This window comes from Chloroflexota bacterium, from assembly GCA_026389585.1.
GTDB lineage: Bacteria > Chloroflexota > Dehalococcoidia > UBA2247 > RBG-13-53-26 > JAPLHP01.
Map to the genome: position 1 here is coordinate 1 of JAPLHP010000083.1, position 24800 is coordinate 24800.

The 24800-nt window shown below is 50.3% G+C and carries 24 protein-coding genes, 1 tRNA gene and 1 pseudogene; 7 read left to right on the forward strand and 19 right to left on the reverse strand.

All coding sequences use genetic code 11. From position 1 onward, the window contains the following. The 3 genes from NTZ04_07445 to NTZ04_07455 form a co-directional block, all read right to left on the reverse strand. Positions 1-348, reverse strand: a 348-nt coding sequence (locus NTZ04_07445; GenBank protein ID MCX5992139.1) for a hypothetical protein, incomplete at its 3' end; no start/stop codon positions are given. Beyond that, on the reverse strand, positions 338-982 hold the full coding sequence (gene cas5, locus NTZ04_07450; protein ID MCX5992140.1) for a CRISPR-associated protein Cas5: 645 nt from the start codon (positions 980-982) through the stop codon (positions 338-340). The genes NTZ04_07445 and cas5, both read right to left, overlap by 11 nt. 978 nt (positions 983-1960) lie before the next feature. Further along, positions 1961-2605, reverse strand: coding sequence for a GNAT family N-acetyltransferase (locus NTZ04_07455; GenBank protein MCX5992141.1), 645 nt, complete (start codon positions 2603-2605; stop codon positions 1961-1963). Positions 2606-2743: 138 nt separating this feature from the next. On the opposite strand from NTZ04_07455, the pseudogene NTZ04_07460 reads away from it, so the two are divergent. Next, a pseudogene (locus NTZ04_07460) lies at positions 2744-3055 on the forward strand (ISAzo13 family transposase). 228 nt (positions 3056-3283) lie between these two features. On the opposite strand, the gene glmS reads toward NTZ04_07460, so the two are convergent. From glmS to NTZ04_07540, 16 genes are all read right to left on the reverse strand, one after another. After that, complete coding sequence (glmS, locus tag NTZ04_07465; GenBank protein MCX5992142.1) at positions 3284-5053, reverse strand: glutamine--fructose-6-phosphate transaminase (isomerizing); 1770 nt, start codon at positions 5051-5053, stop codon at positions 3284-3286. Then, positions 5054-6376, reverse strand: a complete 1323-nt coding sequence (locus NTZ04_07470) for a sugar phosphate nucleotidyltransferase (protein MCX5992143.1) — start codon at positions 6374-6376, stop codon at positions 5054-5056. Continuing rightward, the gene (locus NTZ04_07475) at positions 6373-7728 is read right to left on the reverse strand and encodes a phosphoglucosamine mutase (protein MCX5992144.1); all 1356 of its coding nucleotides are present in this window, start codon (positions 7726-7728) and stop codon (positions 6373-6375) included. The genes NTZ04_07470 and NTZ04_07475 overlap by 4 nt, the downstream gene beginning before the upstream one ends. A gap of 83 nt (positions 7729-7811) precedes the next feature. Next, positions 7812-8369, reverse strand: a complete 558-nt coding sequence (locus NTZ04_07480; protein MCX5992145.1) for a Fe-S-containing hydro-lyase — start codon at positions 8367-8369, stop codon at positions 7812-7814. Between the two features lie 9 nt (positions 8370-8378). Continuing rightward, on the reverse strand, positions 8379-9554 hold the full coding sequence (locus NTZ04_07485; GenBank protein ID MCX5992146.1) for an acyl-CoA dehydrogenase family protein: 1176 nt from the start codon (positions 9552-9554) through the stop codon (positions 8379-8381). Positions 9555-9571: 17 nt separating this feature from the next. Continuing rightward, the gene (locus NTZ04_07490; GenBank protein MCX5992147.1) at positions 9572-10021 is read right to left on the reverse strand and encodes a 4Fe-4S dicluster domain-containing protein; all 450 of its coding nucleotides are present in this window, start codon (positions 10019-10021) and stop codon (positions 9572-9574) included. A 15-nt stretch (positions 10022-10036) separates the two neighbouring features. Further along, a complete protein-coding gene (locus tag NTZ04_07495) occupies positions 10037-11698 on the reverse strand; it encodes an FAD-binding protein (GenBank protein MCX5992148.1) in 1662 nt (553 codons plus the stop codon). Between the two features lie 22 nt (positions 11699-11720). After that, the gene (locus NTZ04_07500) at positions 11721-12410 is read right to left on the reverse strand and encodes a 4Fe-4S dicluster domain-containing protein (GenBank protein MCX5992149.1); all 690 of its coding nucleotides are present in this window, start codon (positions 12408-12410) and stop codon (positions 11721-11723) included. A gap of 95 nt (positions 12411-12505) precedes the next feature. Beyond that, entirely contained in the window at positions 12506-13696 is a 1191-nt protein-coding gene (locus NTZ04_07505) for a lactate utilization protein B (protein MCX5992150.1), read from the reverse strand. A gap of 4 nt (positions 13697-13700) precedes the next feature. Beyond that, positions 13701-14714, reverse strand: a complete 1014-nt coding sequence (locus NTZ04_07510; GenBank protein ID MCX5992151.1) for a (Fe-S)-binding protein — start codon at positions 14712-14714, stop codon at positions 13701-13703. 18 nt (positions 14715-14732) lie between these two features. After that, positions 14733-15608: a succinate--CoA ligase subunit alpha gene (gene sucD, locus NTZ04_07515; protein MCX5992152.1), complete on the reverse strand. Its 876-nt coding sequence runs from the start codon at positions 15606-15608 to the stop codon at positions 14733-14735. Positions 15609-15613: 5 nt separating this feature from the next. Then, complete coding sequence (gene sucC, locus NTZ04_07520) at positions 15614-16753, reverse strand: ADP-forming succinate--CoA ligase subunit beta (GenBank protein MCX5992153.1); 1140 nt, start codon at positions 16751-16753, stop codon at positions 15614-15616. A gap of 33 nt (positions 16754-16786) precedes the next feature. Further along, positions 16787-17188, reverse strand: a complete 402-nt coding sequence (gene mce, locus NTZ04_07525; protein ID MCX5992154.1) for a methylmalonyl-CoA epimerase — start codon at positions 17186-17188, stop codon at positions 16787-16789. Beyond that, positions 17188-17589, reverse strand: coding sequence for a cobalamin B12-binding domain-containing protein (locus tag NTZ04_07530; protein ID MCX5992155.1), 402 nt, complete (start codon positions 17587-17589; stop codon positions 17188-17190). The genes mce and NTZ04_07530 overlap by 1 nt, the downstream gene beginning before the upstream one ends. A 15-nt stretch (positions 17590-17604) precedes the next feature. After that, positions 17605-19227: a methylmalonyl-CoA mutase family protein gene (locus tag NTZ04_07535; GenBank protein ID MCX5992156.1), complete on the reverse strand. Its 1623-nt coding sequence runs from the start codon at positions 19225-19227 to the stop codon at positions 17605-17607. A gap of 73 nt (positions 19228-19300) precedes the next feature. After that, positions 19301-19377, reverse strand: a tRNA-Pro gene (locus NTZ04_07540). 123 nt (positions 19378-19500) lie between these two features. On the opposite strand from NTZ04_07540, the gene NTZ04_07545 reads away from it, so the two are divergent. The 6 genes from NTZ04_07545 to NTZ04_07570 are packed head-to-tail and all read left to right on the forward strand — an operon-like array spanning position 19501 to position 24795. After that, positions 19501-20046 carry a 2-oxoacid:acceptor oxidoreductase family protein gene (locus NTZ04_07545; GenBank protein MCX5992157.1) on the forward strand — a complete coding sequence of 182 codons (546 nt, stop codon included), beginning with the start codon at positions 19501-19503 and terminating at the stop codon, positions 20044-20046. A 26-nt stretch (positions 20047-20072) separates the two neighbouring features. Then, positions 20073-20369 (forward strand): 4Fe-4S binding protein, encoded by a 297-nt coding sequence (locus tag NTZ04_07550; protein MCX5992158.1) that lies wholly within the window; start codon positions 20073-20075, stop codon positions 20367-20369. A 5-nt stretch (positions 20370-20374) separates the two neighbouring features. Next, a complete protein-coding gene (porA, locus tag NTZ04_07555) occupies positions 20375-21547 on the forward strand; it encodes a pyruvate ferredoxin oxidoreductase (GenBank protein ID MCX5992159.1) in 1173 nt (390 codons plus the stop codon). Beyond that, on the forward strand, positions 21548-22468 hold the full coding sequence (gene porB, locus NTZ04_07560; GenBank protein MCX5992160.1) for a pyruvate synthase subunit PorB: 921 nt from the start codon (positions 21548-21550) through the stop codon (positions 22466-22468). Further along, a complete protein-coding gene (gene nuoE, locus NTZ04_07565; protein ID MCX5992161.1) occupies positions 22469-22918 on the forward strand; it encodes an NADH-quinone oxidoreductase subunit NuoE in 450 nt (149 codons plus the stop codon). 20 nt (positions 22919-22938) lie between these two features. After that, positions 22939-24795, forward strand: coding sequence for an SLBB domain-containing protein (locus NTZ04_07570; GenBank protein MCX5992162.1), 1857 nt, complete (start codon positions 22939-22941; stop codon positions 24793-24795). Positions 24796-24800 lie beyond the last annotated feature (5 nt).

Sequence of the window (24800 nt, forward strand, 5' to 3'; positions counted from 1 at the left end):
AAGTAAAAGCAACTCTGCTTGCAATGTCTCCTTTTCGAGGTTTCCACCGTTTGCTGATATCTGAGTGATTCGTTTCAACAAATCGCTCACTTCTCCAGATTTGTGTTCGTATAGAGGCGGAACATTGAAAGCTGGGAAAGAGACCCCGTTCTCACCCTTGAAGTACTTGAGTGATTTCCTGAGGCGTTCTCGGTCTGTTTCCGGTTCAAGCCTCGATATGCATCCCGTATGATCAAGGAACACACGAACTGTAGATCCGCTCGTCCTACACTCCACAAGATATCTGTTCGGTACCTGAGTCTCAATGCCTCTCAGACTCTGCGACAGCTCGAAAAGTTCATTCAACATAACTCAGCACCCCCTTCTCAATCTTAACCTGCTGATCGAACTTCGGTTGCCACTGAGAACTCTTGCCATTAGGGAAGCAGCTTCGGAGCATGCTGGGAATCACCAGATTGATGTCCTCGCAAACTTGTGTCTCAGGGCGAAAGGGACCAAGATAGTCTGGGGTGAATTCCTTCCAACCAAGGCAAGGAGTAGAAAAGAACTGGCCGCGCTTGAGGCGGCGCTCAAAGACCTCCACATAGGCGTGAGCGCCATTTGTTGTCCCAACAGGCTGCAACCCTTGGCGGCCGTGCTTGCCATACTCCTTTGCGTCTGGCTTGACTGTTGCATGAAGCCGGTAACAGACGTCAACTAAGACGGTTGCGATTAGCTGATAACTATTGCCCTTCTTCATTATTTTGCTTTTCCTGAGAGGTCCACCATAGTTCGTAGAGTAATCGTGGTACACAATCGGCTTGCATATCTCCACTTTTGTCGGCACCACTTCCGCCCAGTCGCTCATAAGGATGCATTCGAAGATGCCTTTGGCAGCTCCAAAGGTCGGAGCGGGATAGCTCACAGGTGTGTCCCCTGTATCCGGCCTAGTCCACATGGCTGTGGGGCCGGAGATTTGCAGTGAAATGGCGTAGTTGTCCATGTAACCTCCTTTCATCCTGTTTTTCAATCAGTGACCTCAACTGTGCCCTCCCCGCACCCGAACGCGTCGGCGAACTCAGGGGCTCTCGCGGCGGTTCCCTCAAGATGATCGCGGAGCAGATAACACCGGCCATCCTTAGAGGACTGTGCAAGAAGCTCAAGAAGTCTATCATGCTTGTCTTCTACGCTGTCCTATCCCCGCGTCTGTCAGCTTTGACTCGTCCACTTCAGACGGTGAATCGAGGTCTGGCCTAAGTAGTTGCTCATACGACAATCAGCAAGCCGAAGTGTAACAGGCCACGGTGTGGTAATCAAGGTGGCGAGGCCAATATCGGAAATGGCCGTTCATTCGGAAGGATTCTTCCCTCAGCGCATCTCTGTTCAGATACCGTTCCATTCAGCCGACGTATGCGCTTGAGAGCAAGTGATCAGTTAAATTCGGCGATAGACCCTGGCGAGGGAAGGGGCTCCATTTCGGAGCAGGAGGCGAATCAGTAGGCCTGATCCCTGAAGATGACGGTGCATCTTTGCAGGCAGCGCTACAACTCTATTGAATGAAAGTCCATATTGTTTGGCTATGCACCTAAGAGCCTGATAAGGCCGAGCTTGGGGAAAAGAAGCTGGTGGCTCACCTTCTCGCAGTTCGGGCACAAATGACCGTCCATCATAGAGACAAGCCCGATTATGGGAAACTCCTTCAGCCTCAAAGAATCGATAGTGCGACTCTCGCCGAGATGCCTGAGTCATACCACCTCAATGGACGACTAGAAACATACGGATAGAGCCCCACTGCAAATATTGAAGATGTGATTTCGACTCTGCTTCATCACCCCACCATCGCCTTGTAGAACTTCAGGGTGTCTCAGTTCTTATCCCTGCTACCTCACCAGATGCTATATAAGAAACGATGCGCTGCGTTGCATAGGGAAGTTGAACCTAAACCCAAATGCCTTGTGCTGAGTAACACAAATCTATCCGCTCACAGATCGCGCACGAACTGCACCATGCCCGGGCAGCCGATCAGGGCCTCGAAGGCGGGATGCCGCTTCTCGTCGAGGTACTTGAACCCTGCCTTCTGATAGGCACTCTCGGCGGGGGTGTTGCCAATGTAGTAACCCACCTGCGCCTTGTGAAAACCCTGCTTCCGTCCCTTGTCCAGGATTGCCTCGAGCAGCTTGCTGATCGCCCCCGCGCGGCGGTACTCGGGGCGGGTGGCCACGTGCTCCACCACCCAGGCACCCTCAGTTGACTCAGGATGGCATGTCATGAAGGCTGCCAGGTTCTGCTGCCCCGGTGCCATGTCTTCTGGCGTCAATCCCATCCTCTGGATGACTGCGACCATGGGCGCGGTGACCGTGTCTTCCCCGTTATTCACCGGATCGAAGCCTTCGAGAGCCGCTGCTGGATGGCCATCGACATCGGCCACCAGGAACTCGGTGTAGTAACACATGTGGCGTGGCCGCTGCAAAGTCAGCAGTTCCAGGAACTCCAGACACCTGTCCTCCGGCTGAGAGATGATGAGGTCCCAGATGCCTATTTTCATGTGTGACCGGCCTGCCATGAGCATGGTCCAGGCGAGCAACTTCGCATCTTCGGGGCGTGCCTGTCGGATCTTGGTGTTCACTGTTCCTTCTCCTTCCTTAGTCTGGTGGTCTGCTCTTCAGCAAGGTGCCTGCGGGAATGGGCCCGGTGAAGTCTGATAATCATATCTCTCTGACGAAAAGGCAGATGAGAGAGGAAGTCTCACTCTCTTCTGTAGATTCTCAATGTCGGCATTGATCATGATACCGCTGCTTTTGCAGTAGAGAGCATCCGCCGCTGGTGGCAGTTGATGGGACAGGAGCGATACTTGCAGGCAAAACAATTGCCTATTACCGCTGATAGTGGGGGCAGCAATGGCTACCGGATAAAACTCTGGAAACTGGAACTACAGAAACTGGCGAACGAAATGGGCCTTTCCATCTCGGTCTCTCACTTGCCACCAGGAACCAGCAAGTGGAACAAGATTGAACACCGTTTGTTTTCATTCATCAGCCAGAATTGGCAGGGAAAGCCCCTGGTGAGTCATGAGGTCTTCTTTGGATCCTCTGTCTTGCCAACCAGAATGGCATCCTCCTGCAAAGCCATTGGGTTATTCTCACCCCCGCCCTGTGGGGTCCACATGCCTATTCTTCTATACCTGGTCTCTTCATATCCCTTGACTACTAAATGCCTCTCTAGATCTTTGACATTAAAGTCACCACCGAGCACTGTCACTGATCCATCAGAACCAGAAGCTGATGTCCGTAGTTGTTCAGCCAATCTATTTGACAGTAACCGATTTGGCGAGATTGCGAGGCTTGTCGGGATCCTTACCATGAGCCAGTGCCGAATAATAAGCCAGAAGCTGAAGCGGTACGACAGTTACCAAGGGCTGGAAAATCTCTTCCACCTGGGGAATCTCGAGCCAATCATCAAAAATCAGGTTGTTCTCCTCGGAAACCCCAATAACGAAAGCCCCGCGTGCTTTTGTTTCGTGCGCATTAGCAATGGTTTCATCGAACGTGTAATCCCTGGGGCAGATGACCACAACCGGTGTTCCCTTATCGATAAGGGCCAATGTGCCATGCTTTAACTCTCCGGCTGGCATGCCTTCAGCATGAACATAAGAGATCTCCTTCATTTTGAGCGCTCCCTCGGCAGCTATAGCGAAATTGATCCCTCTGGCTATGTAGTAGTAATCACCCTTATCCTTTGTTTGCTGCGCCAATCCCCGTATCTTCTTACTGTTCTTGCTGAAACACTTCTCAATCTTGGGACATATATCCACTATCTTCCCCAAGCCTTCTTCCAACCTGTTAGCCATCGTGAAAGCCAACAGGTAAAAGATGGTTAGCTGGCTCATGAAGGTCTTGGTAGCAGCCACACCAACTTCAGGCCCGCAGTTGAGATAGAGGACTCTATCGCTCATCCTCGCCAGAGTAGACCCCACAGTATTAACCAGCGAATAGATAGTAGCCCCATTTTCCCTAGCCCTCTTCACACCTTGGATGACATCGGCGGTCTCGCCACTCTGAGAGATAGCTATCACCAGACTATTCTTGTCAATCGAATCGGAGAAGTACTGAAATTCGGAGGCCATAATCACATCGCAGAACTTGCCACCCAGTTTGGAAAAGAGGTACCTCCCGACAAGGGCCGCATGTCTAGATGTACCACAAGCAGTTATGACCACCTGCCTTGATCTCAGAATGCCTATGGCCATCTCAAGAAGCTGCTTCTTATCCTGCATGGTAGCGCAGCGTATTGCATGGGGCTCTTCCATTATCTCTTTCATCATAAAAAAGTCATAGTCTTGCTTGGTCGCCTCATCGCACTTCCAGTCGATCTCCTTAAACTCCTTCTGAATCCGCTGCCCCTCCGCATCGAGAAATGTAACATCCTTGCTCAAGACCACGGTTTCCCCATCTTCCATAAAAGCAACCCGATTGGTCTCCTCCAGGAAAGCAAGTACATCACTGGCAATGAAGTTCCTTCCGCCACTCACTCCAACCACCAGAGGACTGTCTTTACGGCTGGCCACTATCTTCCCCGGTTCTTTTATTGAAATTGCAGCTAATGCATATGAACCTTTAAGCTTCTTTGTTGCCTTCAAGACAGCCTGTTCAAGAGAAACTCCCTCATCCATATACTCCTCAATGAGATGGGGGATTACTTCGGTATCAGTCTGAGATACAAAAAGATGGTTCGGCTCAAGCCAGCTACGAAGCTCTTGATAGTTCTCTATGATTCCATTGTGAACCACTGCAATCTCTCTTTTGCAGTCGAAGTGAGGGTGAGCATTTATGGCTGTGACCTCGCCGTGTGTAGCCCAGCGAACGTGCCCAATCCCCGTACTCCCCGGGAGATCATCCAGGTGGCGTTTTTCTCGTACCTGATCTAGATTGCCCACGTCTTTTTCAGCACAAATCTTGCCGTTGGCAATTGTGGCAATGCCCGCAGAATCATAACCCCTATACTCCAGATTCTTCAGCGCCTTGACCAGGAAGGGAGCGGCAGGGCTATCTCCGACACAGCCGATTATTCCACACATCTACAGTGTCTCCAGTTTCTTCATAAGCTCTCTTTTCTTCTCATCACCTAGATTGATATCCTTATCCATCACCCTGTAACGCGACTCCGCTATAGCCAACTTGTTCGGCCCAAGATCCTTCGTCAAACAAACATGAGGACCAACAAACGAATTGGGGCCAATCTTGATCCCCGGCAAAATGCTCGCGTTAATACCTGTCTTTGACCCCGCTCCTATTATAGCACCAAACTTGTCAAGTCCAGTGTCTATCATTCCATCTCCAACTCCGACCTTGACATCCTTTTCATCGAAGCGAAAATTAGCAAGCACAGTGCCAGCACCAAAAGAACAGTCATCGGCTATGACAGAATCGCCAACATAGTTTGAATGAAACCAGCATCTATCACCAATATAGGAGTTCTTTACTTCAGTACAGTATCCTACGACACAATTAGCACCAATGTGGCTATAGTCACGCACCAAGGCGTTATTGCCAATTATCGACCCTGCGCCGATATACGCCGGTCCTCGTATCACAGCGTTCTCCAAAACCCTGACATTATCTTCGATGACCACCTTCCCTTCAATAGTAGCCTTGGAGGAGATACGCGCTGATGGGGAAATACTCGGCTTACTCCTATCAAGGAAATATCTCACCGCTGTAAAGATATGCCAAGGGTACTTGATAGCCGCCCAATAATCGCGGTAGGGGACTATCTTGATCTTGTCCCCCTCTCTGACCATGCAATCCAGGGCACATTCATATACGTCGTCCCGGCTTGTTTGAACACTTTCAACACATTTCAAAAGTCTCTTTATATCAGTGTGCAAATGTACAAGTATGTTTACAAGATTGCTTGGCTCCTCCCCCTTCTGAGGCTTCTCCACAATCTTTCTTAACATATTCCCCCCATCAACCACCAAGTAACCGCCGGGGAAATAGTCCTTCACCTCGTAGCCAACCAGATAGGAAACAGCACCACCATCACGGCCCCCACGAACAAGACTGGTATAGGCCGAGCTGTCAAATATATCGTTCGGATTTACCACCACTACCTCGCCACTCAAGAACCGGCTAGCACTCTCCAGTGCATTGGCAATTCCCAGAGGATTCTCCTGTACAACAACCTCAAACTGCACTCCAGAAACATCCTTCGCTATTTGCTCTATCCTCTCGACATTCTGCGGATTTGCCACTATTATCAGCTCGTTCAGACCGGCCTCGCTTGCCTTCTCCATCTGGTGTTTAAGCAGTGGCTTGCCCAAGAACTTAAGCAGCAGTTTATCCTCCGTGATAGGAAACATTCTCTTTCCAACGCCACCGCAGAGTAATACCGCCTTCATAGCATCACCTCCGACATGAAGCGCCGAACTACCTTAACACCTCTATCAACAAGATCACGATTCTTCGTTGCCGATGGCGACTCAGCTAGTACCCGAATAACTGGTTCGGTTCCACTGGCCCTGATGAGCATCCATGAATCTCCAAACTCCAGCCTCACACCATCCAGGGCATTCAAACTGTCAGCCCCAAAACAATTAGCCTCCTCTCCAACCTTCCTCATAACAGCTTCCTTCAACTTGTTGGGACATGAGACCTTACTCTTGTCAAAGAAAAGCTTTGGCATCCTTTTGAAAAATTCCCTAACCTCGCCCACCTCACTCATGCGGCTGAGCAAGATCAGCGTGGCAAAAATGCTGTCAGGATAGTAGCCCGCCTCAGGGATTATATACACACCTACCTGTTCTACTCCGATAGCAGCATCATTCTCCCGGGCAAGATATGCTACATTGACATCACCAACCTCACCCCTAACTACCCTCACTCCCAGGTCTTCCACAGCTAAGTCCAGCAACCTGCCTGCCTCTACTGTCGAAGCAATCGTCTTCTTTCCACTTTCCTGAACAACCAGCCTGGAGATAAAGGCAATCGGCTCGTTGAATCCCAGGAAACCCTCGCGGTCACAAAAGACAACCCGATCAGCATCACCATCAAAGCAAACAGCAAGATCTGCCTTGACCTCCCTCAGAAACTGAACAGTGTTATGTAAAGTATCTTCTTTTGGTTCCGGATTCCTGCCTGGGAACAGGCCGTCAGGAACATCATTCAAAGGAACAACATCAAGACCCATCTCAGTAAAAATCTTGCTGACTACTCCGGAAGCAGCGCCATTTCCTGGGTCCACCACGATTTTTGGCTTGCCATCGAAGGTCTTTGAAATAAACCTCCCCTGAATGAAGTGAAGGTAAGCCCCACTCATCCCCTGCCCATGGTACAACCTACCCTGGCTCTCCCTCCTGAACCTCTTCTTAAGATAGACATCCTCTATTTGCCGCTCTTGAATCTTGTTATATCCCAATGAGTCTCTATTGAACAACTTCATACCGTTGAACTCGGGGGGATTGTGAGAGGCTGTAACCATAACACCAGTGTCAAAACCCCATTCTCTAGTAAGGAGGGCCAAAACTGGAGTAGGTAGAATACCCAGATCAGTCGTCTCTATTCCACAGGATTGTAAACCTGAAAGGATGGCGTCCTTGAGAATCTCCCTGCTGAGCCTGGTATCGGTAGCCACGCAAACCCTGGACCCCAAGGGTAGTATGGTGCCCAGCGCTTGGGCCACTTCCTGACATAGCTCTACGGTCAGGTCCTGATTGACCACACCCCTGATACCGCTCGTTCCAAAAAGGGACATCTTGGCTGTCCTTCCAGCGCCTACTTACTTGTCTGCACAGATAAAGGGTAAAATCGACACTCGCCATACCCCTCTTGAGTAGATCATCCTCCTACCATCTGGTATCTGGCTTTCCCCTCCTCGTAGAGGTCTCTGGCATGGATATCATTGATCACAACAGCAGGGAAATCCTTTACTTCTATCCGCAGAACCGCCTCAGCCCCAAGCTCCTCATAGGCTACTATTTCTGATTTCTTGATTGTCTTGGATATGAGCGCACCAGCACCCCCTATGGCAGCAAAATACACTGCCTTGTATTTCCTCATAGCCTCTTTTACCGCTGGCGAACGCATACCCTTGCCTATCATTCCCTTGAGGCCCTCGGCCATTAAGCGGGGGGAGTAGACGTCCATGCGACCACTTGTAGTAGGACCAGCAGATCCAATTACCTGGGCCGGTCTGGCAGGCGAGGGACCCATATAGTATATTGTTTGTCCCCTTACATCAAACGGCAGAGGCTCCCCTCGATCCAATGCCTCAATCATTCTCTTGTGAGCAGCATCTCGAGCCACATACATAACGCCGGTGAGTAAGACATTATCTCCAGCCTTGAGATCACTTAAGGTTTCATCACTCAAAGGCAGTGTAATCCTCTTGGCCATTTGCCCTCCTCACACTTTCAACCCTTTTAGGACATCCCTGGCAATAATACTCCTCTGGAGTTCCAAGGCAAATTCGGTAGCACTTGTTGCTAGCGCATCGCGGCAGAGCCTTTCCATAGGTAAACCTGCTACATAAGAGGGCCCGTTAAATATGTGAGCTACTCTATCCGCAACCTTGTAAATCATTTCAGTAGCAAATAGCTTCACCATGGCTGCTTCGCGCTTTATCACCACTCCCTTATCGGCCTTCCACGCAGCCTCATGAACCATGAGCCTGCAGGCATGAATGCTCATCGCAATATCTGCTAGCGCCGATTGCACATTCAACTGTCCAGAAATCAATTGACCAAAGGACTCCCAGGACTGGGCTCGAGTGGTTGATTCTTCCAGCAGTCTCTGCGCCACCCCCACACACCTAGCACCTCTCACCAAACGTCTTGAGGGAAGCCATTTCTTGCCTAGATTGAAAGCCTTCCCAGGCTCTCCTAATACGTTCTGGGTCGGTACTTTACAACCTTCAAATACTAAGGAAAAAGGTTCCCTCACTTGAGACCTCCATGCCGTCTTTTCACCACCACCTTCCACACTAAAACCAGGAGTATCTTTGTCTATCAGAAGGCATGTTACCCCTTCTCTTGCTCCTTTATTATCAGAGGTGGCCGCAAAGACTATAGCAAAATAATCCTCGCCAGCCTTCGAAAAAGACAGTTTCCTACCGCTGAGAATATATTCACCGTTTGTCCTTTCTGCCTTAGTTTCCATACTGAAAGGACTAGATGCTTTACCCGGTTCCATCAGTGCAATATAAGCCTGTCTTTGCCCATGGAATAATGGCAGAAAATATCTTACCTTCTGCTGGGCATTGCAATCGAAAAGAATAGGAGTGACATTACCAAAATCGAAAGGGATAACTGTCTGAGCCAATTCCTCCTCAACCAAACAGTTACCCAGAGTGCTCAAACCAACGCCACCAAGCTCCTCGGGCACATTTAATCCCCATAACCCCAGTTCTTTGGCCATTTTGATTAACTTCTCGTTCATCTCTGGTGGCAGAGACATTCTGGCATCGCTCAGATCAGCCGCACGCCCCAGGATATCTCTCTCCAAAGGCCTCAATTGATCACTAACAAAGCTTCTGACCAGACTCTGGATCATTTTCGGTTCTTCAGGTATGTCAAAGTCCACTGAAAACACCTTTCCTGCTACATCTGGATAGCTTCTTCCAGGAATAAGTCTAGATCAAGATCTTCATCATCCCCAATCCGCTGATCCAGGCGAGACATGACCTCCACCAGACGCCGGTTGATGACATAGTGTTTGATGGTGGTATCTACCTGAGGGCAAACCAAGACACACGCATAACACTGGTCACAATCCCCACCAACCGTACTTTCCAGGGCCATAGATGTACGCTGCTCCGTCTTATCACGACGATATGGTTCACGAAACAAAAAGGGGCAAATGTCTATGCAGTTGCCACAGCCAATACACTCCTTGTGTCCCGTGATATCCTCAGTTATGTTAAGTGCATGACCAGGATTGAAACCACTGGAAAGAAGTCGACACCGGGCTACTGGAGGACTCTTCGTGTTCAGAATTTCATTCAGAATAGACTCTATTTCCTTGACATTTACCTGAATACGCTGAGGCATGCTACACCCCAAATCCTAAGTCAGCTTTATCCGATGAGCAGTTAATGCCTGTGCACTGTAGTCGGGCAGATAATCAGGTATTGGCCTGGCATAATCAGGTAACAACAATGGGGATACCGGCCGTAACTTGGACAAGCCAGCCCGTTCAAGATCCTTCTGCCAGCAGCGAACGTGCTCCAGTGTCAGTGAGCCTGACTTCACCTCTTTGCTCCAGTTAGCCGCTGCCCTGCCTGCCCTTCTTCCAAAGACAAAGATATCCAGTGTTGAGTTGCCTATGAGCCGATTACTGCCATGCACCCCACCTTCACATTCGCCAGCGGCAAACAGCCCCGGTACAGTGGTTGCCCCCTCAGTGTTAATCTTAATCCCACCATTCTGATAATGCAGCGTAGGATATATCAGCATCGGCTCCCTGGCTATGTCAATGTTGAAGCGGCCAAACTGCCGCACCATAGCCGGTAATTCCCGTGCGACCGTTCCCTCACCACGTAACATGTCAATCATCGGTGAATCCAGCCAAACACCAACCTGCCCTGCTGGCGTTTTTACACCCTTTTGACGTTCCTGGCATTCCCGAATGATCGCTGCAGCTACCACATCCCTCGGCTCCAAAGGCATGATGAACTGTTCTCCATCAACGTTAACTAACTGCGCCCCCAAGCTTCTCACTTTTTCAGTAACCAACTGTCCCAGAATCTGCATCGGATAGGCTGCGCCAGTGGGATGATACTGCATAGTATCCATGAAAATCAGTTGAGCACCTACTCGATAAGCCAGTACCAGTCCGTCGGCAGTGGCTCCATAGTGATTAGTGGTCGGGAAACCCTGGATATGAAGACGCCCCATACCACCGGTAGCCATGACTACAGATTTGGCCCGGACCATGGTCAATTCGTTGGTCTCCAGATTCACCAATACCGCTCCACATACCTGCCCCTTATCATCCATCAACAACTCTACTGCAGGTGAAAATTCCAGATAATCAATTTTCCTATTCCTTATTTCGTCGCGTAGAACACGCATTTCCTCCAAGCCAGTGTAGTCTCTTGCTGAGTGCAATCTTAATCTTGATGCACCGCCACCAGACAGCTCATGCATGGTGCCATCCGCCATCTTATCCCAGTTGACACCCAACGTTCCCAGCCACTTGATTACCATCGGTGCATCTTTTACCAGGGCCTCCACCAATTCAGGCACGTTGGCAAAGTGCCCCCCACCCATGGTATCCAGGTAGTGAATAGCCAGGGAGTCATTGGGCCTGTCGGCCGCCTGTGTGCCTGCCTGAGCTCCTACAGTATTGCAGTCACCCAGCCGCAGCTTAGTTGTCAATAAGACTTTAGCACCGTTTTCTTGAGCCAGAAGCGCTGCCGTTGCTCCAGCACCCCCACCACCAATCACCAGTACATCCACATCATAGTCAACCCTACCGAGGTCAATCTTATCAGGATCAAGACAGCTATTACCTTCCAGCAGATCAGCCACTTCGTCCGGGGTATAGTCTCCCTTGTTCGGGCCTAGTGCCAGTTGGCGCATCTTTCCCGCCACATAATCAGGATGATACCTCTGCAGCAAAGGAGTCTTCTGCTCGTCGCCGAGGCGAAGAAGGCTCTCTTTCAGCCGCCTCTCCCGAGTAGCCTCTACCTTGCGGATACTCTCTTCCATATGAGCAGGATACATCTCGACCCCCAGTCCAATACCTTCAGTTAGCCGGTTCTATTTCACGACCCGCATACAAACGGCGCAGCTCACGCACATCCATCTTTTTCAACTTCTCCAGATCATCATCAAATCTGCCCGCTTCTATCTCAGCTATCCTGTCTTCCAGGTGCCTCGAAACAGGGGCAAGATACCGACCATATAAGCGCCGGCACAGCAAGGCTACATTATAGGGTACCAGTCCTTGTGGGCATCTGGCAGCGCACAAGCCACACATCACACAGTCAAAGGACTTGGCAGATACCTGGCGTATATCACCCCTTAGGGCATCGGACATATACCACATAACTTCAAGTTTCTGGGGGCATGTCTTAGTGCAGGTATTGCAGCCAAAGCACTTAACCAGATCAGGATAAAGAGAGAGTACCTGTTCACCTGTTGCTTCTATCTCCTCCAGGCTATAGAAGGCCTTGGCAGCAGGAAAGAATGGTATCTGCACCAGGTACATATCCTGCTCAACCGTCTTCTGGCAGGCAAGATCATACCTCAACTGGTGGTCATTCTTAAAATTGTAGATGGTAGCACAGGCGCCACAAAATCCGGCGCGACACCCACAGCCACGGATCAACCTATAGCCACAATATTCGAGTGCCGTCATAATGGTGAGCCCCTCGGGAACCTGGTAGTGCTTCCCCATAACATGTATATCAACCATTCGAGCTGACTCTGCCATTCTTACACCCCAGCCGTAATGAAAGTAAACCCTACCTACATCTCAATAGAGCACATACTGAAGCTGCTTCCTTTGGAAGGCCCAAGACCTCCTGGCTAGTTACCCTCTATCAGGAATCTCCTGAGCTCGATTATCATCTCAGGTGTGTCAATCTTCATGGGACACCTGTTCTTACACCTGCCACACGTCAGGCAGGTGTAAGCCACCGCAGCCCCCTTCTCTACATCTCCGCTCAACATTGCCGCCCAAACAGCTCCCATACCGGCAAAATACTTGTCCCCAAAATGACCTGCTGTTACTGCAAAGACAGGACATTCATAGAGACAACCTCCACATCTTAAACAATAGAGTGCTTGCCGCAATATCGGGTTTTTGGCAAGGCTGGTTCTTCCGGCATCCATGAAAATAACGTGAAACTCTTTTGGCCCGTGGGCTCCATAGGTAGTCACCTTCTCAATATCACCAGTCTTACTGGGCCCGGATATCAAGCTCACGTAGGAGGGTACAGTGTAATTGGCGTATCTCCAGGTTACCTCTGCAACTTTGTAAGCATCACCCAGTGTGGGAACCAGTTTTTCCATACCAATGAGCGCAATATGAACCGGAGGGGCACCTGTGGCCAGGCGAATATTTCCTTCGTTCTCAATAATGAATAGTGTTCCCGTGTCTGCCGCAACTACATTAGCACCGCTGATACCAACATCTGCCTTAAAGTACTTCTCCCTCAGCAGATTCCGAGCAGTTGCCACTAGAGTACCGATATCAGGCGGCAATTCTTGTCCTGTAATCTTAGAGAAGAGTTTGGCAACATCTTCCTTAGGCACGTGAATTGCCGGCGACAGGATGTGCATCGGTCTCGAGCCCAACTTCTGAATGATAAACTCTCCCAGGTCAGTCTCGTAAACCTCATTACCATGTTCTTCCAGGTGCTCCCGCAAGCCAATTTCCTCTCCAGTCATGCTTTTGCCTTTGACGATCAGTTTATGTTGGCCCACAAGCTTATCTATAATGCCCAGCGCATCCTCAGCAGTTCTGGCTATGTAAGCTTTCCCCTTGTTACTCTCGATGGCTTTAGACGCCTGCTCGGCAAGCTCCTCCATTTCCCCAATAGCTTTTTCCTTTATCCCCCTTACCTCTTCCGCCATCTTGACAGTATGGGGAAACTTCTTCAGAGCATCATTAGTATTCGCTCTGTAGCTCTTAATAGCTCGAGACAAAGCGACCCTTATCCTGTCGTTATGGGCCGCATCCATTATTTCTTTCTTGTAATCTGTGAAAACTGACATCTGCTTACGCTCCTATAGCCATAGCCACAACCTGGGCCAGGTCCAGGACTTCCACATTATCTTTCTTCAGATCTTTGAGTCCGGCATTCAACTGCATAATGCACCCCGGGCAGTGAGTAACAATGATCTGAGCCCCAGTTTCAACCAACTCGCTGGCCCTGTTCACCGCCAGAATATGGCTCAACTCAGGGAAGACTGCTTCGAATCCTCCTCCACCTCCACAGCACGTTGCCCATTCCCCTTTAGTCCACTCAGTTTCTACAAGGTCAATACCTTTGATAGCCTTCAAAACCTGGCGCGGCGCATCCGTCAAACCCAGATAACGCACCATCTGACACGGATCATGATAGGTAACCTTGACCTCCTTAGGAAATCGCAATTCCTTTGACCCGATATTCTCCAGGACAACCTCCGAGAAATGTTTGACTTCAAGGTCATATCCCTCTACACAAGCAGGAATCAAGTTGCGCAGAGCATATGTGCAAGAAGGAACAATACCGATGATCCGTTTCACCCCATGGGACTTCAGCTTTCTATATACCTCCTGAGCATTCTTGGCGAAATCGTCTTGCAGTCCAATATAGTGCAAGAGGCCCCCACAGCACGGTTCCTCATCAGCAAGATAGCCAAAATCGACGCCAAGACTCCGCAGCACTTTGACAGCATCCCTCAACGGTTGAGCCTCGGTGTCATCACCTCTTGATAACAATTTGCCATAAACGCCAGCAAGATCAACACCCAGCTTCTTCTGAAAAATGGCGATGCTCATTGGCAGCTCAGCACCAACTACACTCTTGTCCATCCCTCGCACAAGGGACATTAAGGATTCCAGCTTCCTAGTATATTGATATCCACATCCAGCAAAGAATATTGTCTCTGACTCTCGGGGAATATTAAGGTCTTTGGCCCACTTCGCCCCCGACGTCTTTGACTCACCTAATACATTGTGCTTATTGGTAATGTTATCCGCCAGATAAGCCAGCCCCGGAGGAATCAGATCTCTCGATTTCTTACCCATTTTGCATTCTCATCTCCACTAAATACTCACAGTTTCTAGCAACTTTACTATATCGCTCGGTTTGTCAGCTACAGCCACCCCAGCAGCAATGAAGGCATCAATCTTGGATTGCGCCGTTCCCATATTCCCCATCACTATTGCCCCGGCGTGTCCCATACGTTTCTCCGGTGGTGCTGATCTCCCTGCAATGTAGGCAACTACCGGTTTAGGATACTTCGTCTCGCTAATGTATCGGGCTGCTGTTTCCTCCGCTGTACCTCCCACCTCACCTATGAGAACCACGCTCCTCGTCTCCTCATCCTCTCTAAACATTTCAAGTACCTTGATAAAATCCAATCCGACTATGGCATCACCACCTATACCTAAACATGCACTTTGACCCAGGCCGGCGTTACTAATGTGCAAAGCAATTTCATAAGTCAGAGTCCCACTTCTGGAAACGACTCCAACGACACCCGGCTTGAAAAACTGACTCGGCATTATCCCAACTTTCATTTTCTTGGGGGGCACTATTATTCCGGGTGTATTCGGGCCAATAATCACTGTACCCCGCTTGTCCGCCATGGCGATGAACTCAATGGAGTCTTTCTGGGGGATCATTTCGGTGATGACCACGATCATTCTTAAGCCAGCTTCAATGGCTTCAATAGCAGCACCCCGGGCAAAACGTGCCGGAACAAAGACGATAGAAGTATCGACACCATGATAGCTCACTGCCTCAGCAACAGTGTTATAGACAGGTATACCACAAACCTGCTCCCCTCCCTTGCCCGGAGTCACTCCAGCGACTATCTTGGTCCCATATTGTAGCATCGCCTCAGTATGAAATCTCCCCTCGTTCCCCGTTATGCCCTGAACCATCACCTTTGAGCTTTCATCTACTATGCTTTTCAAAGACATCATCTCTTAACCCATCCTATGACTTTCTTGGTCGCCGTTTCCATATCCGGGTAAACAGGGATTCCCGCCAGACGTAACATCTCTCTTCCCACCTCATCATTGGTTCCCATCAGTCTTACGGCCACCGGCTTCTCGTCAGCTACCTCACTGAGCCCCCCGATAATTCCCCGAGCCGCCAGATCGCATCTTGTTATCCCACCCAGAATATTGATCAACACGGCCTTTACCCCAGGCTTAGACATAACCAACATCAATCCTTTTCTGACGACTTCTGGTTGAGCACCGCCACCGATGTCGAGGAAGTTGGCCGCTCTGCCGCCAAGAAGATGGACCATGTCCATAGTGGCCATGACCAGGCCAGCTCCATTGCCAATAATGCCTATGTCTCCTGAGAGGTCTACGTAAGCCAGCTTTTGCCTCCTAGCTTCAGCTTCCCTGGGGTTATCATCCATCCCCGCTGAGCCCTTATCTTCAAACTCAGGGTGTCTGAAAAGTGCATTATCATCCAATACTATTCTGGCATCAGCAGCTATGAACTCACCCGAGGACGTCTTGGCCAGTGGGTTGATTTCCACCAACTCTGCGTCATAGTCCATCGCCACCCGATACAGGGTAGCGATGACAGAAGCAAACTCGGTGATATCACGGTCTCCGTTGAAGGAAAACTGGGCCACTGTCGCCCTGGCAGTCTCTTCATTGAAGCCAGTAGCAGGATCAACCCAATACCTTGATATTCTGTTCGGAGAAGTCAGAGCAGTTTCTTCAACATCAACCCCTCCGTTGGTAGAAGCGAGGACAACATATCTCCTGGCCTGCCTGTCAATAGTTATCGAAGCGTAGTATTGATCGACAATGCTCAACTTTTCCTCAACTAACAGACTCCTTACCACGTTTCCCTTAATGTGACTGCCAATGAGATATATGGCAGATTTCTTCGCCTCGCCAGCATCATCAGCAAACTGTATTCCACCGGATTTGCCTCTGCCTGACACTAACACTTGAGCCTTCAAAGCTACAGGTTTGCCCAGTCGTTTGGCCACAATTTCAACTTCAACTGGATCCCTGGCGATACTACCGCTGGGAGTCTGCAAGCCATATTTCCGAAGGATATCTTTAGCCTCAAACTCAAAAAGCTTCATTTGCCCCCCATTACCTATACTCCATACACCGAGCTAGTCCGCCGGCTGAACCAGCTCGATCAGCGCCTTCGTACCCTTTGGATGCAGGAAGGCTATTTGGGCACCTCCAGCGCCTATTCTTGGCTTCTTGTCAATGAGGGGAATCCCATCCCTTTCCAGCTTTTCCAGGGTCTCCTGAATATTACTTACCTGCAGAGCTAAGTGATGCAATCCCTCGCCCCTCGTTCTAATATGTTTGGCAATTGGTCCCTCTGGATCAGTCGATTCCAGCAGCTCGATCCTGATATCACCCACGGGTATGATGGCAATCCGCACCTTCTGATCTGTAACAACCTCAACATCTCTGACTTTGAGCCCCAGCGCCTCGGTATATAGCTTCACTGCATCTTCAATACTATTCACAGCGATCCCAATATGGCTAACCTTTTCTATCATTATCCTCGTCCTCCAATATTGCTTTCGATAAAATTGGCAATCCTCTCCAAAGGCGTGCCTGGCCCAAAAATTTCGGCGATACCGGCTTCCTTCAGTCCAGGGATGTCCTTCTTCGGTATGATTCCCCCACCTACGACCATAATATCCCTACCACCCTTCTCACGAATCAACTTCACTATCTCAGGGAACAGGGCCATATGAGCACCGGACAAGCAACTAAGCCCTACCACATCCACATCTTCCTGAATAGCAGATGCAGCAATTTGCTCCGGTGTTAAACGCAAGCCAAGGTAGACTACCTCCAGCCCGGCATCTCTTAAGCCCCTGGCCACTACCTTGGCACCCCTATCATGCCCATCAAGTCCTGGTTTGGCTACTAAAACTCGTATTTTCTTATCCACAGACGCTCTCCATTTCTAGAGTATATTTGGCTCTCGGTACTCACCAAATACCTGTCGCAGGGCATCGCTTATCTCACCTACAGTTGCGTATGACTTAACCGCATCGATCATCACTGGCATGATATTATCACTACTCCTGGCCACGGTGCGCACACTATCAAGTGTCTGTCCCACCTTCCCATTGTCCCGCACACTTTTTAATCTCCGCAACCTTTCTATTTGCTTCCTCTCCACCTCCACACCTATCTCCAGAGTCTTCGGAGTATAGTCTTCATCTGTCACAAACCTGTTGACACCGACTACCACCTGTTCGCCAGAGTCTACCGCCACCTGATAGTCGTAGGCCGAGTTGGCAATTTCCTGCTGAATATATCCCCTCTCTATCGCTTTCAGAGCCCCACCCATTCTGTCGATGTCATCAAGATATGCTGTCACCTTACTCTCTATTTGGTTGCTTAACCGCTCTATATACCAAGAGCCTCCAAGCGGATCAACTGTATCTGCCACACCACTTTCCTCAGCAATAATTTGCTGGGTCCGTAAGGCAACCTGCACTGCTTGCTCACTGGGTAACGCCAATGCCTCGTCGAAGGAGTTCGTGTGCAGAGATTGACATCCCCCCAACACAGCAGCAAGTGCCTGTAAGGTCACTCTTACAATATTATTGAGGGGTTGCTGCGCAGTCAGCGTGAAACCGTCAGTCTGGACATGATACCTCAACATCATGGATCTCGGGTTCCTGGCATGAAACCTCTCCTTCATTATCTTGGCCCAGATACAGCGCAATGCTCTGTATTTAGCAACCTCCTCGAAGACGTTAGTATAAGCAGCAAAGAAGAAGGAGAATCGAGGCGCAAATGAGTCGATCTCCATGCCTCTATCCAGCATCGCCTGGACATAGGCAATCCCATTAGCAAGAGTGAAAGCAGCTTCCTGGACGGCGGTTGCACCAGCCTCCCGCATATGGTAACCACTGATGCTTATCGAGTTCCATTGTGGCATGGTTTGAGCACAGTGGGAGCAGATGTCAGTGACCAACCGCATGGAGGCTGCTGGGCCAAAAATATAGGTATTCCTAGCTATATATTCCTTCAGTATGTCATTCTGAACAGTCCCATTGAGCCTACCCTTGTCAACCCCCTGCTTCTCAGCAGCAGCAATATACATGGCTAATATGATTGGGGCAGTGGCATTGATTGTCATTGATGTACTGACATCAGCTAAAGGAATACCCTCCCATAATCTTTCCATGTCCAACAGCGAATCTATAGCGACCCCACATTTGCCTACCTCTCCTGCAGCCAGGGGATGGTCTGAATCGTAACCTTCCTGAGTAGGCAAATGAAAGGCAACACTAAAACCGGTTTGCCCCTGTTTATGCAGATACTTGAATCGCTCATTCGTCTCCTCCACCGTACCGAATCCGGCGTACTGTCGCATGGTCCATAACCTGCCCCTGTAACCAGTAGGCATTATGTGTCTGGTAAATGGATACTCCCCAGGGAGACCGATACCTTCTTTACTCAGCTCCTCCAAGTCCGCTGGAGTATAAACCCTCTTCACACCAATGCCATCAACAGTGGTCTTGAATTCTTTCTTTCTCTCAGCCGTTTCTTCCGTCTTCTTCTTCTCAGACATTTTCCCCCTTAACTGCAATACCAATACCTAAGAATGATCATCTGGGTTGACTGCCAGACGTTTTAATCGAAAATGGTCGGGGTGAGAGGATTTGAACCTCCGACCTCATGGTCCCAAACCATGCGCGCTAGGCCGCTGCGCTACACCCCGCAGCGTGGAATATAGCATGCCCCTGGTTTGAAGTCAAAATATCACATCTGCGTCGCGTAGTGCTCTTTATGTCAACATCGGCGTTGTGCTGTCGTCTGGCATATTTTATAATATAATTCAGCTATGATTGAGATAAGATTGCATGGCCGTGGCGGGCAGGGTGCTGTAACTTCAGCAGAAATGCTCGCCCTCGCTGCGATTGGCGAAGGCAAATACGCCCAGGCATTTCCCAGTTTCGGCCCAGAAAGACGCGGGGCGCCAGTTCAGGCGTTTGTGAGAGTAGATGCTAAACACATCCGCATCAGAGGGGAAATCAGGGAACCTAATGTCGTTGTAGTGCTTGATCCAGGACTGCTCAACATCATGGATGTCAGTTCCGGGCTGAAAGAAAAGGGCATTATAGTGCTAAACACCAAGAGCACGGCAATGGAGATAAAGGCCCGTTTCGGGAACAAATGGACAGTGGCAACCGTGGATGCAGCTTCCATCGCTGTTGAGACGATCGGTGTCAACATTGTAAACACAACGATGTTGGGAGCAATATTGAGAGCTACCAACATAGTGAAAATAGACTCACTTGCGGAGCCACTCAAACATCGTTTCGGAAATAGGGCAGCAGCCAACCTGGAGAGTTGTAAGAAGGCTTACGAGAAAACATCAATGGCCTGAAAAGGCATAGTTAGCAGGAGAACAACTTGAGTACGAAGCGGAAAGATACTGATCTTACCTGGCAGGATATCGAGATCGGGGCAGCGATAAGCACGCCGGGGAATGCTGCCGAATACAAGACCGGCGACTGGAGATCAGAGAGACCGATTTGGAACAAGGATAGATGCATCAAGTGCGGCATATGCTATCTCTTTTGCCCTGAGGGCTGTGTCTCCCATGACAAGGAAGGCTATTTCGAGGCTGACCTCTACTACTGTAAGGGCTGCGGCATCTGTGCCAGAGAGTGCTGGACTCAGGCCATAAGCATGGTTCCGGAGGGATGACAGGAATGGAAATGGTAGGAATGGAAGGCTCCCTGGCAATGGCCGAGGCCGTAAGGCTGGCCAATGTCGATGTGATTGCCGCCTACCCCATTACTCCCCAAACACATATAGTAGAGCGATTGGCTGAAATGGTGGCCAACGGAGAACTTAATGCGGAGTACATCCCGGTTGAGTCTGAGCATTCGGCGATGAGTGCCTGCCTTGGCTCATCAGCTACCGGAGCCAGGACCTTCACAGCTACGGCAGGACAGGGACTGGAGCTAATGCACGAGGTCTTGTATGTGGCCTCCGGCCTGAGACTGCCCATAATCATGGGTGTAGCGAACAGAGCACTGTCATCCCCATTGAGCGTATGGGGCGACCACTCCGATGTGATGGCGGTGCGGGATTGCGGCTGGATTCAAATCTTCGCCGAGAACGGACAACAGGCTCTCGATCTCACAGTATGTGCCTTCCGCATCGGTGAACACCCCAATGTTCTCTTCCCAGTGATGATTCACATAGACGGTTTCCACCTGTCCCATGTTGTTGAACCCCTCTTTCTTCTGGACAAGAGCCAAGTGGAGGAATTTCTGCCTCCATACCATCACCCGTTTGCTCTGGATACTGACAAGCCGGTAACTATAGGGGCCTTCACTGTTCCCATCCTGTATACCGAAGCCAGAAAATCCATGGAAGCTGCTCTGCGAGCCACCAGGGACATAATCAATGAAGTGTGGAACGAGTTTGCCAAGGTGAGTGGGCGCCAATACCGGGCTGTTGAGCACTACCGAACGGAGGATGCTGATACCCTACTTCTAACTATGGGTAGTTACAGTGAGATAGCCATGGAGGCGATAGACCAGTTGAGGGACAGGAACGAGAAGGTAGGCCTTATCAGACTGCGCCTCTGGAGGCCATTCCCCTTCGAGGAACTGCGCAAGGCTACCGAAAGGTGTCAGACCCTGGTCGTCCTGGATCGCTGCATATCTCCTGGAGGACCCCCTGGGCCGGTCTGCTCTGAAGTAAAAGCGGCACTTTACTCTCAGAAGAAGAGACCGAAGATAGCGGGGTTTATCGGAGGCTTGGGAGGCCGCGATCTCTCAGTCCCGGAATTCGTAAAAATGATCGAGAGGGGCAAGGAGATTGCAGAGGCAGGTGGAGAGGAAATAGAGACAATAGGGGTCAGAGGACAGTAAGTGGAAAACTTCGCGATATATGTTCCCAGGCTAGTGCCCCAAAAGGACTACTTTGCCCCCGGCCATCGTGCTTGCATAGGCTGCGGAGAAGCCCTAGCAGTAAGATTGGTAACCAAGGCACTCGGCAGAGAGGTCATCATATCCAATGCCACCGGATGCATGGAGATCGTTTCCTCGCCGTTTCCCACTACCTCGTGGCGAGTCCCCTGGATACATACACTTTTCGAGAATGCCTCGGCAGTTGCCTCCGGTATTGAAGCCGCCCTGAAGATACTCAATGAGAAAGGCGCCAGAGCCAAGATGCCGAAGGTAGTGGCTATGGGCGGGGACGGGGCAACATTAGACATAGGGATTCAATCGCTCTCAGGCGCCTGGGAGAGAGGACACAACTTCCTCTATGTTTGCTTCGACAACGAAGCCTATATGAATACCGGTATACAGAGATCCAGCGGTACTCCTTTTGGAGCCGCTACTACTACCTCGCCAGCTGGTAAACTGAGCATTGGCCAGGCCACCTGGAAGAAGAACATGCCAGCTATCGCAATAGCACACGACATCCCTTATGTGGCCACAGCATGTCCCAGCTACCCATTCGACTTGATGGAAAAGGTCACCAAGGCAGTGGCAACTCACGGTCCATCATACCTGCATGTGCTCTCACCTTGTCCTACGGGTTGGCGTTACCCCACCGACCTCAGTATCAGGCTGGGGCGTTTGGCCGTTGAGACAGGCGTTTTCCCACTCTACGAGGTTGAGAACGGCAAATACAGATTGAACTTCGATTCCTCCAAACTCCGGCCGGTGCGCGACTATCTGACGCCACAAGGCAGATTCCGCCATCTCCCCAAAGAAGAGATAGAACGAATACAAGAGGGAGTAAATAAGGAATATCAAAAATTGAAGAGGAAGGTGAAGGCTTAGGTGGCAACCAAGATACAGGCGATAGTGGACAGATATGAAAGTGACAAGGGTCAACTGGTCTCTATTCTGCAAGACATCCAGACCGAGTACTACTACCTCCCAAAGGAATCACTGGAGGAGGTGGTGAAGCTTCTTAATGTCCCCATGAGTCAAGTATACGGCGTGGCTACATTCTTTAAGGCCTTCAGCCTGACTCCAAGAGGCCGACACTTGATCAAAGTCTGCCTGGGTACGGCCTGCTACGTCAGGGGGGCAAATAGAGTTGTGGATAAAATGGAACTCGACCTGGGGATCAAGAGGAAGGAAACAACGAAAGACCTCCGGTTCACCCTCGAGACGGTCAACTGTGTCGGATGTTGCGCTCTTGGCCCGATGGTAATGATAGACGATAAGTACCATGGACAGATGTCAAGCGATAAAGTCAGCTCGCTGCTGGCGAAGTATGAATGAAGATGCAAACTAGAGAACAGATGGTCAGATTGAGTTCCCCTCAGCAACTCGAGGGCCTGCGAAAGTCCATTGTCGAGAGGAAAGACCGCAGCAAACCCTGCATAGCCCTCTGCGTCGGCACCGGCTGCCTTGCGTATGGCTGTACTGACATTCTCACTGCGTTCAAGAATGAGGTCGAGAAGAACAGACTTCAAGACAAGGTTGACATCAGAGCCACGGGATGCCCTGGCTTCTGCGAAAGAGGAGCGCTTCTCACCATCTATCCACAGGGCATCTTCTATCAGCGGGTCAAGATGGAGGATGTCCCGGAGATCATCTCAGAGACAATCCTCAAAGGGAACATTATCGAGAGGCTGCTGTACACAGACCCCAACACGGGAGAGCGGTACACTAAGGAAGCCGATGTTCCATTCTATAAGAGACAGCAGCGCCTCCTTCTCGACAGCAACAACAAGATTGATCCAACCTCTATAGAAGACTACCTGGCTATAGGCGGATATGCTGCCTTTGCTAAGGCCCTTTCCCATATGAAGCCCGAACAGATAATCCAGGAGATCAAGCGGTCAGGACTGCGTGGGCGCGGAGGTGGCGGATTTCCCACCGGCGCCAAGTGGGAATCTACCCGCGAAGCGCACGGCGATATTAAATACGTCATCTGTAACTGCGACGAAGGAGACCCCGGAGCATACATGGACCGCAGCTTGATGGAGGGCAATCCCCACAGCGTTCTCGAGGGGATGATAATCGGGGCCTATGCTATCGGGGCAAATCTGGGATATGTATACATTCGCCATGAATATCCCATGGCCGTGGAGAACGTTACTATAGCTATCAAACAGGCAGAAGAACTTGGCCTTCTCGGGGAGGATATCCTTGGCAGCGGTTTTGGCTTCAAGGTCAAGGTGAGCAGGGGCGGAGGTGCCTTTGTCTGTGGAGAGTCTACCGCCCTGATGGCATCACTCGAGGGCAAGGTGGGAGAGCCACGGGCCAAGTACATTCACACTTCCGAGAAGGGCCTGTACAACCGACCTTCGGATCTGAATAATGTGGAGACTTGGGCAAATATCCCGCACATCATCCTTAAGGGTGCTGACTGGTTCAACAAGATTGGCACCAAAGGAAGCAAAGGGACAAAAATATTCTCGCTAGTGGGCAAAGTAAAGAACACCGGCCTTGTCGAGGTCCCGATGGGCATGACCTTGCGAGAAATAGTGTACGACATTGGCGGCGGCATACTGGGTGGCAATAAGTTCAAGGCTGTGCAGACAGGCGGACCCTCTGGTGGCTTCATACCCGAGAGCTTGCTGGACCTCCCCGTGGACTTCGACGAACTGACCCGCGTTGGTTCCATGATGGGATCAGGCGCCATGATTGTGACGGATGAGAACACCTGTATGGTGGACATGGCCAAGTACTTCGTCGGCTTCCTTCAGGAGGAAGCCTGCGGCAAATGCCTGCCGTGTCGCGAAGGCCTGAAGCGGATGCTGGAGATACTTACGGACATCACGAGAGGGGATGGCAGAAAAGAAGACATTGAACTATTGGAACGCATAGCTGCTACGCTCAAGGATGCTTCTTTATGCGCCCTTGGAGGGACGGCTGCCAACCCAGTTATGACCACCATTCGCTACTTCAGGGATGAGTATGAGGCACACATCAACGAGAGACGCTGTCCGGCAGGAGTATGCAAAGAACTGATTACCTATTCCATTATCGACGAGAAATGCCCTGGCTGTGGCTTGTGCGTCGAACCATGCCCCACAAAAGCAATAACATTCGTGGCTAAGAAGAAGCCAGTCATTCTGAACCAGAAACTCTGTATCAAGTGTGGAACCTGCTGCGACATCTGCAAGATGAAGGCTGTAGGCGTGAAATGAAGAAA